This is a genomic window from Mesorhizobium silamurunense, assembly GCF_014843825.1.
In the GTDB taxonomy this organism is placed as follows: Bacteria; Pseudomonadota; Alphaproteobacteria; order Rhizobiales; family Rhizobiaceae; genus Mesorhizobium; species Mesorhizobium silamurunense.
The window spans coordinates 1-15184 of sequence record NZ_JHQR01000171.1; the positions used below are offsets into that span (position 1 = coordinate 1).

A 15184-nucleotide genomic window follows, 5' to 3' on the forward strand; every position below is an offset into this window, starting at 1 on the left:
GTTGAGGCCGAGCGCGACGACGCCGTTGCGGTCGATTTCCGCCGCGATCACCTCGCTTGCTCCTGCGAGTGCCGCGGCGATGCCGACAAGGCCGGAGCCGGCGCCGAGGTCGAGCACGCGGCGGCCGGCAACGGTCGAGGACCGGTCGAGAATGTAGCGCGCCAGCACTGCCCCGCCCGCCCAGGCATAAGCCCAGAAGGGCGGCTGTGGCTCGGCCGTGCCTTCGTCGGCCTCATCATCGGGTTCCAGTAGCCGTCTCAGCCCGCTGCCGGGATGGGCGGTATAGAGGCGGATTTCAGGCAGCGACGGCACCGGCAAAAGCCGCATGTTCGCCTTGATGAATTCCGCGGGATCGAGGCCACCGCGACGCTCTGGCGTCAGGCCGGCAACATTTTCGCTCAAGTCTACTCCCGCAACGCGCGCCGCAGGATCTTGCCGACCGGCGTCTTCGGCAGCTCGGTGCGGAATTCGATGTATCTTGGCCGTTTGTAGCCGGTCAGGTTCTCGCGGCAATAGGCGGTCAGCGCCTCGACGGTGAGCGCCGGATCCTTCCTGACCACGAACAGCTTCGGCACCTCGCCGGAATGCTCGTCCGGCACGCCGATCGCCGCCACCTCGAGCACGCCGGGATGCTGCGCCACGACCTCTTCCAGCTCGTTCGGATAGACGTTGAAGCCGGAGACCAGGATCATGTCCTTCTTGCGGTCGACGATCTTGGTATAGCCGCGCTCGTCCATGAAGCCCATGTCGCCCGACTTGAAGAACCCGTCCTCGGTCATCACCTTGGCGGTCTCGTCCGGCCGGTTCCAGTAGCCGGCCATCACCTGCGGCCCGCGGATGCAGATCTCGCCCACTTCGCCGAGCGGCACGTTGTTGCCGTCGTCGTCGCGGATGGCGATCTCGGTCGAAGGCAGCGGCAGGCCGATCGTGCCGGTGAATTCGCTGGAGCTGAATTTGTTGGCGGTCGCCACCGGCGAGGTTTCGGAAAGCCCGTAGCCTTCGCTCACCGGACAGCCGGTCAGCGTCTTCCAGCGCTCGGCCACGCCTCTCTGCACCGCCATGCCGCCGCCAAGCGTCAGGATCAGCGGCTTGAAGTCGAGCTTGCGGAAGTCCTCATTGTTGAGCAGCGCGTTGAACAGCGTGTTGAGGCCGGGGAAGATGTGCACCGGGTTTTTCTGCAGTTCCTTGACGAAGCCCGGAATGTCGCGCGGGTTCGGGATGAGCACGTTCTGCGCGCCCTGCTGCATGCCCATCAGCGCGTTCACCGTCAGCGCGAAGATGTGGTAGAGCGGCAGCGCGCAGACAAAGTTGAGATGCGCGGGCTTCGGCTTGACCGTATAGGCGTCCTCTACCCAGAGCGAATTCTGCGCCACGTTGGAGAGCACGTTCCGGTGAAGGAGCGTCGCGCCCTTCGAGACGCCGGTCGTGCCGCCGGTATATTGCAGGAAGGCGATATCGTCGCTCGAGACCGTTGCCGGTCTGAAGGTGAGGCCCGCGCCGGCCTTCAGCGCGGCATTGAATTTGACGTGGCCGGGCAGCGACCAGGCCGGAACCATCTTCTTGACCCGCCGCACGACGAGGTTGACGATCGCTCCCTTCAGCCCGCCAAGCATGTCGCCCATCGCCGCCACCACCACATGCCTGACCGGCGTCCGGGCGATCACCGTCTGTAGCGTGTTGGCGAAGTTTTCCAGTATGACGATGGCCTGCGCGCCGGAATCCTTGAGCTGATGCTCGAGCTCGCGCGGCGTGTAGAGCGGATTGATGTTTACCACCGTGAAGCCGGCGCGAAGCACCGCCATCATCGCCACCGGATATTGCAGCACGTTCGGCATCATCAGCGCCACGCGCGCGCCTTTCTCCAAGCCTTTCGACTGCAGATAGGCGCCGAAGGCCGCCGAAAGCCGCTCGAGGTCGGCGTAGGAGATCGACTTGCCCATGCACACATATGCGGGCCGGCCGGAGAACTGCTTGCAGGCGCCGACGAGGAAGTCGCCGATCGAATTGTGGGAGAGCGGGCCGATCTCGGCCGGCATGTTCTTCGGATAGTTTTTCAGCCACGGCTTTTCCGGCAATCCGGCCGTGAGCTCGGTGATCGCCTTCGGCAAACGCTTGGCCTGCGTCGGGGCCGGCTTCGCGGCCGCAGGCTTGTCGGTCTTTGCGGTTGCAGCCTTGGCGGCGGGTTTGGGGCTCGTCTTTTTCGGAGCGGCAGCGGCCTTCGGCTTGGAAGTGGCCTTTGCAGGTGAAGACGTCTTGGCGGGTGAAGCGGTCTTGGAATGTGAAGCCTTGGGCGCGCCGGCATTGCCGGTCGCGGCCTTGGCTTTTGCCTTCGCCGGGGGCGTCGTCTTTGCTGCTTTTGCCACCAAATCCCTCCCTGGTGTCCCTGGTTCTGCTGCCTCGCGCCGCGCTCGCTTCCGATACCGGAAACGTCCTCCGCTGTCGCCGATCGCGGATTCCCAAGAAATCCGGCATGACGCCTATGTATTGCCTCTATCAGCGGCGGTGCAAGTCTTGCCCCAGCGGCAGCGGCGGAAAGATTTGCCGCCGAAATCCCTTCGCCGACCGCTCCCTGAAGCGCGTGCCGACAAGGACCAGGATCGCAAGCAGGGTGCTCCTCGTCCTGATTTCGGGAGACGGCCAATCAATAAAAAAATGCGGTCGTTAACAATGTCGTGAGCGAAAAATTCTGCTAATTTTTTCCGATATTTGAGGAAAATACGGATTCTTTTCCTGCTTACCGTGGGGTACGCAAACGGGGTGTTCCAAAGCCCCAAAAACGGTGCTTATATGCGCGCTTCGCGAGCCTGATAGAGGGGCTTGGAAGAACATCAGGGAGTGCTCAATGAAAAAGACAATGACTTTTGCAGCCGCGTTGCTGGCTGCAAGCGTCCTGGGTGGCATGGCCAATGCAAAGACGCTTGTCTATTGCTCGGAAGCGTCGCCGGCTAATTTCGACCCGGGTACGACGACGGGCGGCAACGACTTCGACGCCTCGTCGCGCACGGTCTATTCGCGCCTGGTCGAGTTCAAGCATGGCGGCACCGAGATCGAGCCCGGCCTCGCCGACAAATGGGAAATCTCCGACGACGGCCTGGTCTATACTTTCCACCTGCATCCGGGCGTGAAGTTCCAGACCACCGACTATTTCAAGCCGACCCGCGACCTCAATGCCGACGACGTCGTCTTCTCCTTCGACCGTCAGTTCAACAAGCAGAATCCATGGAACGGCGAGAAGTATCTGCCGAACCTGACCTGGGACTACTACACCGGCATGGACATGCCGAAATACGTCGCCAAGTGGGAAAAGGTCGACGACCTCACCGTCAAGCTGACGCTGACCGAGCCGAACGCGCCGATGCTGGCCAATCTCGGCATGGACTTCGCCTCGATCGTGTCGAAGGAATATGCCGACCAGCTCGAGAAGGACGGCAAGATGGCCGACTTCTCGACCAAGCCGATCGGCACCGGCCCGTTCCAGTTCGTCGACTATCAGCTGGATTCGGTCATCCGCTATGCGGCGAACCCAGACTACTTCAAGGGCAAGGAGAAGATCGACGATCTCGTCTTCGCGATCACTCCTGACGCGACCGCCCGCATCCAGAAGGTGCTGGCCGGCGAATGCGATGTGGCTCCCTATCCGAACCCGGCCGACATCGCCACCATCAAGGCCAACAAGGACGTGACCCTGATGGACCAAGCCGGCCTCAACATCGGCTACATGAGCTACAACACGACGATCCCGCCGCTCGACAAGCCCGAGGTCCGTCATGCGCTCAACCAGGCGATCGACCGGGAAGCCCTGATCAAGTCGCTGTTCCAGGATGCAGGCGCCACGCCGGCCCAGAACCTGATCCCGCCGACCATGTGGTCGTGGAACAAGGCCGTGAAGTTCGATTCCTATGATCCGGAAGCGGCCAAGAAGGTGCTGGCCGATGCCGGGCTGAAGGAAATCCAGCTCTGGGCTTCCGACCGCGTTCGTCCATACAACCCGAACTTCCAGCGCGCGGCTGAGCTGATCCAGGCCGATTGGGCCAAGGTCGGCGTCAAGGCCGAGATCGTCAACTACGAGTGGACCAAGTATCGCGAGGAAGGCAAGAAGAAGGAGCGTCCCGGCGCCTTCCAGATCGGCTGGACCGGCGACAATGGCGATCCGGACAACTTCTTCGCCACCCTCTTCGCTTGCTCGGCCATCGGCGTCTCGAACTACTCCAGCTGGTGCGACAAGGACTTCGAGGACCTGATCCAGAAGGCCAAGAAGACCAGCGACCAGGGCGAGCGCACCAAGCTCTATGAGCAGGCGCAGGAGATCTTCGCCAAGCAGGCGCCCGCCTTCCTGCTGGCCCACAGCCAGGTCTATGCCGTTGTCCGCAACAACGTCAGCGGCTTCAAGATGGACCCGCTCGGCATTCATCGCTTCGACGGCGTTGACAAGGCCGAGTAATATTGCGAACGGGGCGGCGCCATTTTAGCGCCGCCCCATTCCATTTGACGATGCTCAGATATCTTCTCAATAAAATCGCCCTCCTGATCCCGACCCTCGTCGGCATCACCATCTGTGCCTTCGCCTTCGTCCGGCTGCTGCCCGGCGATCCGATCCTGGCCATGGCCGGCGAGCATGGCGTCACCCCCGCGCGCTACGAAGAGCTCAAGGAACAGTTCGGCTACAACCTGCCGATCTGGGAGCAGTATGCGCGCTATGTCGGCGAGGTCGCCACCGGCGATTTCGGCGTCTCCATTTCGTCGAAGCGCCCGGTTCTCCAGGAGTTCAAGACGCTCTTTCCGGCCACGCTGGAACTGTCCTTCTTCGCCATGATCTTCGCCATGGTGATCGGCATCCCGGCCGGCATATTCGCGGCCGTCAAGCGCGGTTCGTGGTTCGATCAGTCGCTGATGGGCACCGCGCTCGTCGGCTATTCCATGCCGATCTTCTGGTGGGGCCTGCTGCTTATCATCTTCTTCTCCGGCTATCTTGGCTGGACGCCGGTTTCCGGCCGCATGGGCCTGCAGTTCTTCCTGAGGCCGATCACCGGCTTCATGACCATCGACAGTCTCCTCTACGGCAAGTGGGATGCATTTCGTTCGGCGCTCAGCCATCTCGTCCTGCCAGCGATCGTGCTCGGCACCATTCCGCTGGCGGTGATCGCTCGCCAGACGCGCTCGGCCATGCTCGAGGTGCTGGGCGAGGACTATGTCCGCACCGCGCGCGCCAAGGGGCTCTCGGCCGCCCGCGTCATCGGCGTGCACGCCCTGCGCAACGCGCTGATCCCGGTCGTCACCACCATCGGCCTGCAGGTCGGCACGCTGCTTGCCGGCGCCATTCTCACCGAAACCATCTTCGCCTGGCCGGGCATCGGCAAATGGATGGTCGACTCCATCTTCAAGCGCGACTATGTCGTCGTGCAGTCAGGTCTGCTTTTGATCGCGCTCATCGTCATGGCCGTGAACCTCATCGTCGACGTGCTCTATGCCGTCATCAATCCGCGCATCAGGGCCGCGTGATGAGCCAGTCGACCGAAATCGCCCCCATGGCCGCAGGCAGCCCGGATCGCCTGACCGGCTTCAAGACCTTCTGGCATTATTTCTCGGTGAACCGCGGCGCCGTGATCGGCCTCGTCGTCTTCATTCTTTTGGTGCTGGCGGCGCTCTTCGCACCGCTGCTCGCGCCCTACGCGCCGGACGTTCAGGACAAGACCGCGTTCCTCAGGCCGCCGGCATGGCAGACGGGTGGCACCACCCAATATCTGCTTGGCACCGATCCGGTCGGCCGCGACATCCTCTCGCGCCTGCTCTATGGCGCGCGCTTCTCGCTGCTCATCGGCGCGGTCGTGGTCACGCTTGCGCTAACCGGCGGCATCACGCTCGGCCTGCTGGCAGGCTATTTCCGCGGCTGGGTCGACGTCGCGATCATGCGCGTCATGGACCTGATCCTCGCTTTCCCGTCGCTGCTTCTGGCGTTGGTGCTGGTGACCATCCTCGGGCCCGGCCTGTTCAATGCGATGCTGGCGATCTCGCTCGTGCTGCAGCCGCATTTCGCGCGGCTGGTGCGCGCTGCGGTGATGGCTGAGAAGAGCCGCGAATATGTCGTGGCGGCGAAGGTCGCCGGCGCCGGACATCTGAGGCTGATGCTCAAGACCATCCTGCCCAACTGCCTGGCGCCGCTGATCGTCCAGGGCACGCTGTCCTTCTCGAACGCCATTCTCGAGGCGGCCGCGCTCGGCTTCCTCGGTCTCGGCGCGCAGCCGCCGACGCCGGAATGGGGCACCATGCTCGCCTCGGCGCGCGAATTTATCCTGCGCGCCTGGTGGGTGGTGACCTTCCCGGGTCTTGCCATCCTGATCACCGTGCTCGCCATCAACCTGATCGGCGACGGCCTGCGCGACGCGCTCGATCCGAAGCTCAGGAGGTCGTGATGGCATTGCTCGACATCCAGAACCTCGTCGTCGAATTCCAGACCGCGTCCGGCCCGTTCCGCGCCGTCGATGGCGTCTCGCTCCATGTCGACGAGCGCGAGGTGCTCGCCATCGTCGGCGAATCCGGCTCCGGCAAGTCGGTGTCGATGCTGGCGGTGATGGGCCTTCTGCCGTGGACGGCGACCGTCACTGCCGACCGCATGATGTTTGGCGGCCGCGATCTCTTGAAGATCAGCCTGGCCGAGCGCCGCAAGATCATCGGCAAGGACATCGCCATGATCTTCCAGGAGCCCGTCGCCAGCCTCAATCCTTGCTTCACCGTAGGCTTCCAGATCGAGGAAGTGCTGCGCTTCCATCTCGGCATGGACCGTGCGCAGCGCCGGGCGCGCGCCATCGAGCTGTTGAAGCAGGTCGGCATTCCCGAACCGGCGGAGCGCCTGAACTCCTTCCCGCACCAGATGTCGGGCGGCCAGTGCCAGCGCGTCATGATCGCAATGGCGATTGCCTGCAATCCGAAGCTGCTCATCGCCGACGAGCCAACCACTGCGCTCGACGTCACCATCCAGAAGCAGATCCTCGATCTCTTGGTCTCGCTGCAGGCCAAATACGGCATGGGCCTGATCATGATCACCCACAACATGGGCGTGGTCGCTGAAACCGCCGACCGCGTCATCGTCCAGTACAAGGGCCGCAAGATGGAAGAGGCCGACGTCTTGTCGCTCTTTGAATCGCCGAAGAGCAATTACACGCGCGCGCTGCTCTCGGCGCTGCCGGATAATGCCGTCGGCGATCGGCTGCCAACCGTCTCCGACATGCTGTTCGAGCCGGCGCCCTCGGGAGCCGGCGCATGACCAAGGTCGTCGAAGGCAAGAACATCGTGCGCGACTATCATGTCGGCGGCGGGCTGTTCCGCGGCGCGCGCACCGTGCATGCGGTGAAGGGCGTCTCCTTCAGCGTCGAGAAGGGCAAGACGCTGGCGATCGTCGGCGAGAGCGGCTGCGGCAAGTCCACGCTGGCCCGCATCATCACGCTGATCGACCCGGCGACGGCCGGCGAGCTTCTCATCGACGGCAACAAGGTCGACATCGCCAGGGACGGGCTGACCAAGGAGATGCGCCGCAAGGTGCAGATCGTCTTCCAGAACCCTTACGGGTCGCTCAATCCGCGCCAGAAGATTGGCGACGTGCTCGGCGAGCCGCTGCTCATCAACACCGACAAGCCGGCCGAGGAACGCCGCGATCTTGCGATGAAGATGCTGAAGAAGGTCGGCCTCGGGCCGGAGCACTACAACCGCTATCCGCACATGTTCTCGGGCGGCCAGCGCCAGCGCATCGCCATCGCCCGCGCGCTGATGCTCAATCCCAGCCTGCTTGTGCTGGACGAGCCTGTCTCGGCGCTCGACCTTTCGGTGCAGGCGCAGGTGCTCAATCTGCTTGCCGACCTGCAGGACGAGTTCAAGCTGACCTACGTCTTCATCAGCCACGACCTGTCGGTGGTGCGCTACATCGCCGACGAAGTGATGGTGATGTATTTCGGCGAGGCGGTCGAATACGGCTCGCGCGATGAGGTCTTCTCGGACCCCAAGCACGCCTACACCAAGACGCTGTTCGCCGCGACGCCGCGCGCGGACGTTGCGAGCATCAAGGCAAGGCTGGCGAAGAAAAAGGCCGCCTGACATCTTTCGTCTTCCTGGGGTCTGCGCCGCGTCGCTTCGCTCCTTGCTCCGCCCCAGGATGACGACGCGAAAGTGGTCGCGCCCCCAGTTTCCCTTGCGAAGAGTCCGAGTGCCTACGACAACTTCGCGATAATGGCCCGCAGCGCTTCGCCGAAGCGATGCACCTCTTCCACCGTGTTGTAGTGCACCAGCGAGGCGCGGATTGCCCCGCTGTCCATCGACAGGTTGAGACGCTTCATCAGCCGCGGCGCATACATGTGGCCGTCGCGGATGCCGATCTGCATCACGGCCATTTCCTCGACGATCCTCTGCGGTGAGAGCTTGGCGATGTTGAAGCAGAAGGTCGGCACGCGCTCGTGGATGCGGGCCTCATCGGCGACGCCGTAGATCGTCGCCCCGCAGTCCTTCAGCACCTTCAGCATCTCACGCGCCAGCATCAATTCGTAGTCGCGGATGGCGTTCATGCCGGCGACGATGTTGTCGCGGCGCGCGCGGTTGTTCTGGACTAAGAAATTGCGGCCGACCGATTCCAGATAGCGGACCGCAGCGTCCATGCCGGAGACGTTCTCGTAGATGAAGGTGCCTGCTTCGACCTTGTAGGGCGGCTCGTCGGGAATGAAATTCTCGCGGAAGGTCGGCAGCCGCTTCAGCGTTTCGAAGCGGCCCCAGAGGAAACCCATATGCGGCGAGAAATTCTTGTAGCCGGAGCAGACCAGATAGTCGCAGTCCCAAGCCTGGACGTCGATCAGCCCGTGCGGGCCGTAATGCACGCAGTCGAGGAACACTTCGGCGCCCGCCGCATGCGCGATCCTGGCAACGGAAGCGACATCGACGATCGAGCCGATCGAATGTGCCGTCACCGTGCAGGCGACCAGACGGGTGCGCTCCGACATCAGCGGCTTGAGGTCGTCGACATGGAGGTTGCCGTCCTCGCGCATGCGCCACCATTTGAACTTGGCGCCGGCCTGTTCCAGCGCCAGCCATGTGGCGATGTTGGCGTCGTGATCCATGTCGGTGATGATGATTTCGTCACGGTCCCCATCTGTGTCTTTGGCAAGCATCTGGCCGATGCCGAGGCTGACCAGGCGGATAAACGAAGTGGCGTTCATGCCGAAGCAGATTTCCGATGGGCTGTAGGCATTGATCAACAGCGCCACGCTTTCGCGTGCGTCCGCGACCGACTGGTCGACGGTGACGCTGCGGCCATAGCGGCCGCCGCGCTGGACGTTGTGTCCGACCAGATGGTTGGTCACCGCATCGAGCACGCTTTGCGGGATCTGCGCGCCGGCGGCGTTGTCCATGAAGATGAACTCGCCGGCCTGCCGGAGCGCAGGAAACATGGCGCGGATCCTCTCGACCGGAAACGAAGCTGCCCCGTCGTGCGCTTTCGAATCCTGCGCTTTCGAAACATGGTGCTGGTTCACGGGAGTCTCCTTCAGGTGATCGATGAAATTCTAAGGGGATTAGTGCGCGCCGGACTGGGCCTTGCCGCGCTCTTCGAGGTAGCCGACCAGCCGCACCAGCGGCCACAGGAAGGCGAGATAGATGATCGCGGCGCCGATCAGCGGCGTCGGGTTGGCCATCAGCGCCTGCGCGTCGGTCGCCTGCTTCAGAAGGTCGGGCATCGCCACGACCGAGGCGAGCGCGGTGTCCTTGAACACTGAGACGCAATTGCTGGTGAGCGGTGGAATGACGACGCGGATCGCCTGCGGCAGGACCACCTTGCGCATGGCGACCCAGAACGGCAGGCCGAGTGCGGCGGCCGCCTCGAACTGGCCTTTCGGGATGTTCTGGATTCCGGCGCGGCAGACTTCCGCGGTGAAGGCCGCAAGCACCAGCGACAGCGCAAGCGCTGCCGACACAAAGGACGACAGGCGGATGCCGATGAAGGGCAGGGCGTAGTAGATCAGGATCAGCACCACCAGGATCGGCAGCGCGCGGAACATGTCGATGTAAAGGATCGCCAGCCGCCTCAGAGGCTTCGGCGCGTAGAGCCGCACCAGGCAGATCGCCAGCCCGGCAATGGTGCCGAAGACGATCGCGGCGCAGCCGAGCAGGACGGTGTTGCCGAGCCCGCGGATGAGGATCGGAAACGATCGGATCAGGATGCCCCAGTTGAAGAAGGTATCGATCAGTTCCATCGCTTCACCATGAAGGCAGCGCCAGACCTTGCTGCTTCGCACAGGCCTGAGGGATTGGAGATGACGAGCGCCGGGCGCCCACGCTCCTTCAAAGACGTTGATTAGCCGGCTTATTGCGGGATCGGTCCAGGCGTCATCGTGCTGGTGCCGGCTTCCGGATCGACGCCGAACCACTTCTTGTGGATCGCGGCCATAGTGCCGTCCTTTTTCATTTCGCTGATGGCGTCGTTGACTTTCTCCAGCAGCGGATGGCCCTTCTTGGTCATCATCGCGAAGCGCTCGCCCGTCGGGATGCGCACCAGGATCTTCAGCGCCGGCATCTGCTTGATGGCGAACAGGAAGCCGGCCAGCTCGCCGGCGCCGCCGTCGATGCGGCCATTCTGCACATCGAGCAAAAGGTCCTGCTGGGCGTTGTAGCTCTTGGTCTCGGCGACGCCGAGCTTGGCGGCATTTTCCTTCATGTAGGCTTCGCCGGTCGAGCCGGCGATGACCCCGATGGTCTTGCCCTTGAGGTCGTCGAGCGACTTGATGGCTGAATCCGCCTTGCCGACGATGGTGCCGTCGCTGTCGTAATAGGCTTGCGTGAAGCCCTGGTTCTGCAGCCGCTCCTTGGTGACCGAGATCGAGGACACGGCGAAGTCGATACGGCCCGAAGCCGTCGCGGCGAACAGCGCCTGGAAGCCGAGGTCCTGGAATTCGACATCGGCGCCAATGCGCTTGGCGACGTCGTTGGCGACGTCGATCTCGAAACCTTCGAAGCCGCCGGAATCGGTCTTGTATTCCCATGGCGGGTTGGCCGGATAGGCGCCCACCATGATCTTGTCGGCGAAGGCCGGCGCCGCGAAGGCGACGCCCGCGGCAACGATCACCCCAATCAGTCCTAGACGTTTCAACATCTTGCTTCCCTCTGGTTCGGTTCCTCATCCGCCCCTTTCGGCGCCCAACTCCTGGGCGCCGCAGGCGAGGCGGTGCCTGCAATCAGGATGCGCGGCGCCGCCGCGAACCGACATGCTCCTGCAACTGCGCGATCAGCGCCTCGACCGCCGTTTCGGTGGTGACCATGCCCGGCGACAGCCTGAGCGTCGTGCCGCGCGCATCGCAGTAGAGCTCCTTCTTGCGCAAGGTCCCGACGACCTCGGACGCGTTGACGCCCTGCGGCAGGCCGAGCATGACGCTGCCGCCGCGCTCATTGGCGTCGAGCGGCGAGCGGACCTCCCAGTCATTCTTCAGCGCGGCGCCGATGATGCGCTCGACGAGCGCGGCATTCTGCGCGCGGAGCGTATCGATGCCGGTGTGTTCCACCCATTCCAGCCCCGGCAGCGAGGCGACGCTTGCGAGAATCGCCGGCGTGCCGTGGTCGAAGCGGCGCGCGTCGTCGGCGTAGGTGAAGGCGTCGAGATCCCAGGAGAACGGGTTCGGCTGGCTGAACCAGCCGCGCAGCTCCGGCCGGCACGTCGCCAGAAGATCCGGTGCGACCTGCAATATGCCGGCGCCGGAGGACCCGCACAGCCATTTCAGCGAAGTCGAGACGACGAAATCGACCGGCGTCGCGGCAACCGAAAACGGGGCCACGCCGATGCCCTGCGTGACGTCCACGCCGACGACGCTCCCCATGGCGCGGCCATGCGCGGCAAGCCGCTCGACATCGCAGCGATGCGAGGCCGTCGAGGTGACGAAGGTCAGCAGTGCCAGCCCGACATCCGCTTGCCAGCGGGCAATGAAATCCTCGTCGCGCACCCAACTCTCGCCCGGCGGCAGCGGCACCTTGTCGAGCTTGAAGCCGAAACGTTCGGCAAGCCCGGCGAGCAGGAAATGCAGGCTCGGAAAACAGTCAGCGGCGACCAGCAGCCGCTTTCCGGCCAGGCGCTCGGCCGGCAGGCCGCCGATCAGGCTGTAGAGCGCGGCAGTGACATTCTCGGCCGTGGTCAGCGTGCCTTGCGGTGCCTCGATCAGCCGCGTCCAGGCATCGATGAAACGCTGGCGCGCGGCAAGTGCGGCCGGCCATTGGCCGTCATCCTCCGCCGACCAGATACCGGAAAACTCAGTCAGCGCGGCGGCCATCCGCTCGGCCTTGCCGGGGAAAGTGCCGATCGAGTGGTAGAGAAAATAGCCGGACATTTGCTGTCTTTCGCCCCTTGTGATCATGTGATCACAAAACTGGATAGGGATCAATCGCCGCGGCTGCGGAAATACGGATCAACGCCTCAAATTCCGGCTGTTCTCTTGGTCCAGTAGGGGGCGCGACAGGCGGTTCGGCCGGGCCCGCCGCCATACCTATGTCAGGACGGTCTGCCAAAGGCGGCGAAATCGACCGGCCGGGGCTCCGGCACGTCCGGGCAGATCGTGCGCAAGGTCGCTTGGGTCGCAGTGATGTCGGCCACCACTTCGTCGCGGGCGCGGGCAAAGTCCTTGTCCTTCAGCGCCGCGATGATCGCGACGTGCCGGCCCGAGGGCTCCATGGTGCCGGCGCGCATCAGCGGCGCGACATGGTTGGACAACAGCCGCATGTAAGGGCCGAAGCGCAGCCACAGCGTCTCGATCAGCTGGAACAGAACGTCGGAACCGGAGGCGCGGTAGATGGTGAAGTGGAACTGCTGGTTCTTGGCGATCAGCTCGTAGATGCTGCCGTCGCGGCCGATCGCCTGCTGGTCGTCGGTAACCCTTTGCAGCGAGGCGATCTCGGCAGCGGTCAGGCGCGGTCCGCCGAGCTCGGCGGCGAGCCCTTCTACGGCGAGGCGGGCCCGGCAGAGGTCGTCGAGCCGCGCCCGCGTCACCACCGGCACGCAGGCCGAACCGTTCTGCGAGATCTCGAGTGCGTTCTCCGCCGCCAGCCGTCGCAACGCCTCGCGCACCGGCATGTTCGAGGTGCCGAACGCTTCCGCCAGCGAGGCTATGGTCAGCACCTGCCCTGGATCGAAACTGCCGACCATCAAGGCATGGCGAAGCTGCTGGTAGACGCCATCCTGAACGGTGATGCGTCCCGATACCGGTTCGAAGCCCAGAGCCACGCTTTTGCTTTCCTTAGGTGTCGACAAAGCCTATGTGCGAACAAGATGCGAAACGCGCCCGCCGAAGCAAGCGTGATCATCTGATCACAGATTGAGTTAAGAGAAAAGCGGCCTGCTTGGCTCTCGAGGGATGACGTGGCGAAAGCAAATGCCACTCGCTCGAATGCCGACAGCCGTTGGACTCAAATCGAACCTCACTCCGGAATAACCGCCGTAGCCTGAATCTCCACCTTGGCGCGATCCTCGACCAGCGCCACCACCTGCATGGCGGCCATGGCCGGAAAATGCCGGCCGATGACGGCGCGGTAGGCTTCGCCGATCCCTTTGAGGTTGGCAAGATATTCGGCCTTGTCGGTGAAATACCAGGTCATCGAGGTAATTTGCTGCGGCTCGCCGCCCGCCTCGGCCAGCACCGCGACGATGTTGGCGAGCGTCTGTCGCACCTGGCCGACGAAGTCGTCGGTCTCGAAGCGGCACGCGGCATTCCAGCCGACCTGGCCGCCGACGAACACCAGCCGCCCGCGCGCCGCGACGCCATTGGCATAGCCGACCGGTTTCGCCCAGCCTTCCGGCTGCAGGATCGTGTGCATATCCAGCCTCCCCTAATTCAAATGCGATTCGCAAGGCATGATCTCATGCGGCTCCCATCACCTGCCTGGCGATCACCACCTTCTGCACATCGGAGGCGCCCTCGTAGATGCGCAGCGCCCTAATCTCCCGATAGAGGCTTTCGATGATGTGGCCTTTGCGCACGCCGTCGCCGCCATGCAGTTGCACCGCCTTGTCGATCACTTCCTGCGCCTTGTCCGTGGCGAACAGCTTGGCCATTGCCGCTTCGCGCGTCACCCGCGCGGCCCCCATGTCCTTGGTCCAGGCCGCGCGATAGACGAGCAGGGCGGCGGCATCGATATCGAGCGCCATGTCGGCGATGTGGCCTTGCACCATCTGTAGCTCGGCCATCGGCGCGCCGAACAGTTTTCGTTCGGCCGCCCTTTTGATGCTCTCATCGAGCGCCCGGCGGGCAAAGCCGAGAGCAGCGGCGCCCACCGTCGAGCGGAAGACGTCGAGCACCGACATGGCGATGCGGAAACCGTCGCCGGGCTTGCCGATGAGGGTGGAAGCCGGCACGCGCACATTGTCGAACGACAGCCGCGCCAGCGGATGCGGCGCGATCACTTCCAACCGTTCGGCAATGCCGAGACCCTTGGCGTCGGCGGGCACGACGAAGGCGGAAAGCCCTTTGGCACCCGGCGCCTCGCCGGTGCGGGCAAAAACGACGTAGAGATCGGCGATGCCGCCATTGGAGATCCAGGTCTTTTCACCGGAAAGCACGTACTCGTCGCCATCACGAATTGCCGTCATCTCCATGTTGGCGACGTCCGATCCCGAGCGCGGCTCCGACAGCGCAAAGGCTGAGATCGCTTGGCCGGCCCTGGTCTTGCCTAGCCAGTGCTGCTGGTCCGGCGTGCCGAAGAGCGAGATCGCGCCGGTGCCGAGCCCCTGCATGGCGAAGGCGAAGTCGGCGAGCCCGTCATGGCGCGCCAGCGTCTCGCGGGTGATGCAGAGCGTGCGCACGTCGAGCGGCCTGGGATTGTCGGTGTCGAGCGCCGTCGGCTTCAGCCAGCCGTCGCGGCCGAGCATCGCCACCAGCGCGCGGCAGGCGGCGTCGACGTCGTGGTGATCGACGGGAAGGTTCTTTACGCACCAGGCGTCGAGATTTTCGGCGAGCGCGCGATGGCGGTCTTCGAAGAAGGGCCAGTTGAGGAAGGAGCGGTCAGGCATGGATTTTTCCTTCCACGCCCCGTTCCTTCACACCCCCCTCTGTCCTACCGGACATCTCCCCCGAAAGGGGGGAGATTGGCAGCTGCGATCTCGCCGCCCATCCTGAGACATTGGTGATTGGCGAAAGCGTTGCAATCAGCTGATCTCCCCCCTTGCGGGGGAGATGGC

At 63.8% G+C, this 15184-nt stretch carries 15 protein-coding genes; 6 read left to right on the forward strand and 9 right to left on the reverse strand.

Annotated elements, in window-relative coordinates:
* Nucleotides 1-327, reverse strand: a 327-nt coding sequence (locus tag DH10_RS18995) for a class I SAM-dependent methyltransferase (RefSeq protein WP_192385238.1), incomplete at its 3' end; no start/stop codon positions are given.
* Nucleotides 328-404: 77 nt separating this feature from the next.
* The gene (locus DH10_RS19000; protein ID WP_281396714.1) at nt 405-2108 is read right to left on the reverse strand and encodes a long-chain fatty acid--CoA ligase; all 1704 of its coding nucleotides are present in this window, start codon (nt 2106-2108) and stop codon (nt 405-407) included.
* On the opposite strand from DH10_RS19000, the gene DH10_RS37105 reads away from it, so the two are divergent.
* From DH10_RS37105 to DH10_RS19025, 6 genes are all read left to right on the forward strand, one after another.
* Complete coding sequence (locus tag DH10_RS37105; protein ID WP_246505929.1) at nt 2083-2676, forward strand: hypothetical protein; 594 nt, start codon at nt 2083-2085, stop codon at nt 2674-2676. The genes DH10_RS19000 and DH10_RS37105 overlap by 26 nt on opposite strands.
* A 166-nt stretch (nt 2677-2842) precedes the next feature.
* The gene (locus tag DH10_RS19005; RefSeq protein WP_192245897.1) at nt 2843-4441 is read left to right on the forward strand and encodes an ABC transporter substrate-binding protein; all 1599 of its coding nucleotides are present in this window, start codon (nt 2843-2845) and stop codon (nt 4439-4441) included.
* Nucleotides 4442-4491: 50 nt separating this feature from the next.
* Entirely contained in the window at nt 4492-5499 is a 1008-nt protein-coding gene (locus tag DH10_RS19010; protein WP_192245895.1) for an ABC transporter permease subunit, read from the forward strand.
* A complete protein-coding gene (locus tag DH10_RS19015; protein WP_192245893.1) occupies nt 5499-6410 on the forward strand; it encodes an ABC transporter permease subunit in 912 nt (303 codons plus the stop codon). Before DH10_RS19010 ends, DH10_RS19015 begins: the two co-directional genes overlap by 1 nt.
* Nucleotides 6410-7261, forward strand: a complete 852-nt coding sequence (locus DH10_RS19020; protein WP_192245891.1) for an ABC transporter ATP-binding protein — start codon at nt 6410-6412, stop codon at nt 7259-7261. Before DH10_RS19015 ends, DH10_RS19020 begins: the two co-directional genes overlap by 1 nt.
* Nucleotides 7258-8085: a dipeptide ABC transporter ATP-binding protein gene (locus DH10_RS19025; RefSeq protein ID WP_192245889.1), complete on the forward strand. Its 828-nt coding sequence runs from the start codon at nt 7258-7260 to the stop codon at nt 8083-8085. The genes DH10_RS19020 and DH10_RS19025 overlap by 4 nt, the downstream gene beginning before the upstream one ends.
* Before the next feature lie 113 nt (nt 8086-8198).
* Here DH10_RS19025 and DH10_RS19030 read toward each other — a convergent pair whose 3' ends face one another.
* The 7 genes from DH10_RS19030 to DH10_RS19060 all read right to left on the reverse strand — a co-directional run bounded on the left by DH10_RS19030 (nt 8199) and on the right by DH10_RS19060 (nt 15016).
* The gene (locus DH10_RS19030; RefSeq protein WP_192245887.1) at nt 8199-9509 is read right to left on the reverse strand and encodes a cysteine desulfurase-like protein; all 1311 of its coding nucleotides are present in this window, start codon (nt 9507-9509) and stop codon (nt 8199-8201) included.
* Between the two features lie 39 nt (nt 9510-9548).
* On the reverse strand, nt 9549-10226 hold the full coding sequence (locus DH10_RS19035; protein WP_192245885.1) for an amino acid ABC transporter permease: 678 nt from the start codon (nt 10224-10226) through the stop codon (nt 9549-9551).
* A gap of 110 nt (nt 10227-10336) precedes the next feature.
* Complete coding sequence (locus tag DH10_RS19040) at nt 10337-11122, reverse strand: ABC transporter substrate-binding protein (protein WP_192245883.1); 786 nt, start codon at nt 11120-11122, stop codon at nt 10337-10339.
* Nucleotides 11123-11204: 82 nt separating this feature from the next.
* Nucleotides 11205-12344 (reverse strand): aminotransferase class V-fold PLP-dependent enzyme, encoded by a 1140-nt coding sequence (locus tag DH10_RS19045; protein WP_192245881.1) that lies wholly within the window; start codon nt 12342-12344, stop codon nt 11205-11207.
* A 161-nt stretch (nt 12345-12505) separates the two neighbouring features.
* Nucleotides 12506-13234, reverse strand: a complete 729-nt coding sequence (locus DH10_RS19050) for an FCD domain-containing protein (RefSeq protein WP_192385234.1) — start codon at nt 13232-13234, stop codon at nt 12506-12508.
* A gap of 194 nt (nt 13235-13428) precedes the next feature.
* The gene (locus DH10_RS19055) at nt 13429-13824 is read right to left on the reverse strand and encodes a RidA family protein (RefSeq protein ID WP_192245878.1); all 396 of its coding nucleotides are present in this window, start codon (nt 13822-13824) and stop codon (nt 13429-13431) included.
* Nucleotides 13825-13867: 43 nt separating this feature from the next.
* Complete coding sequence (locus DH10_RS19060) at nt 13868-15016, reverse strand: acyl-CoA dehydrogenase family protein (protein WP_192245875.1); 1149 nt, start codon at nt 15014-15016, stop codon at nt 13868-13870.
* Between the last annotated feature and the right edge of the window lie 168 nt (nt 15017-15184).

What these genes read in the sequence shown, in the direction of transcription:
- DH10_RS19005 (WP_192245897.1), top strand. Translation starts at nt 2,843, where the DNA reads ATGAAAAAGACAATGACTTTTGCAGCCGCGTTGCTGGCTGCAAGCGTC.
- DH10_RS19010 (WP_192245895.1), top strand. Translation starts at nt 4,492, where the DNA reads ATGCTCAGATATCTTCTCAATAAAATCGCCCTCCTGATCCCGACCCTC.
- DH10_RS19015 (WP_192245893.1), top strand. Translation starts at nt 5,499, where the DNA reads ATGAGCCAGTCGACCGAAATCGCCCCCATGGCCGCAGGCAGCCCGGAT.
- DH10_RS19020 (WP_192245891.1), top strand. Translation starts at nt 6,410, where the DNA reads ATGGCATTGCTCGACATCCAGAACCTCGTCGTCGAATTCCAGACCGCG.
- DH10_RS19025 (WP_192245889.1), top strand. Translation starts at nt 7,258, where the DNA reads ATGACCAAGGTCGTCGAAGGCAAGAACATCGTGCGCGACTATCATGTC.
- DH10_RS19035 (WP_192245885.1), bottom strand. Translation starts at nt 10,226, where the DNA reads ATGGAACTGATCGATACCTTCTTCAACTGGGGCATCCTGATCCGATCG.
- DH10_RS19040 (WP_192245883.1), bottom strand. Translation starts at nt 11,122, where the DNA reads ATGTTGAAACGTCTAGGACTGATTGGGGTGATCGTTGCCGCGGGCGTC.
- DH10_RS19045 (WP_192245881.1), bottom strand. Translation starts at nt 12,344, where the DNA reads ATGTCCGGCTATTTTCTCTACCACTCGATCGGCACTTTCCCCGGCAAG.
- DH10_RS19055 (WP_192245878.1), bottom strand. Translation starts at nt 13,824, where the DNA reads ATGCACACGATCCTGCAGCCGGAAGGCTGGGCGAAACCGGTCGGCTAT.
- DH10_RS19060 (WP_192245875.1), bottom strand. Translation starts at nt 15,016, where the DNA reads ATGCCTGACCGCTCCTTCCTCAACTGGCCCTTCTTCGAAGACCGCCAT.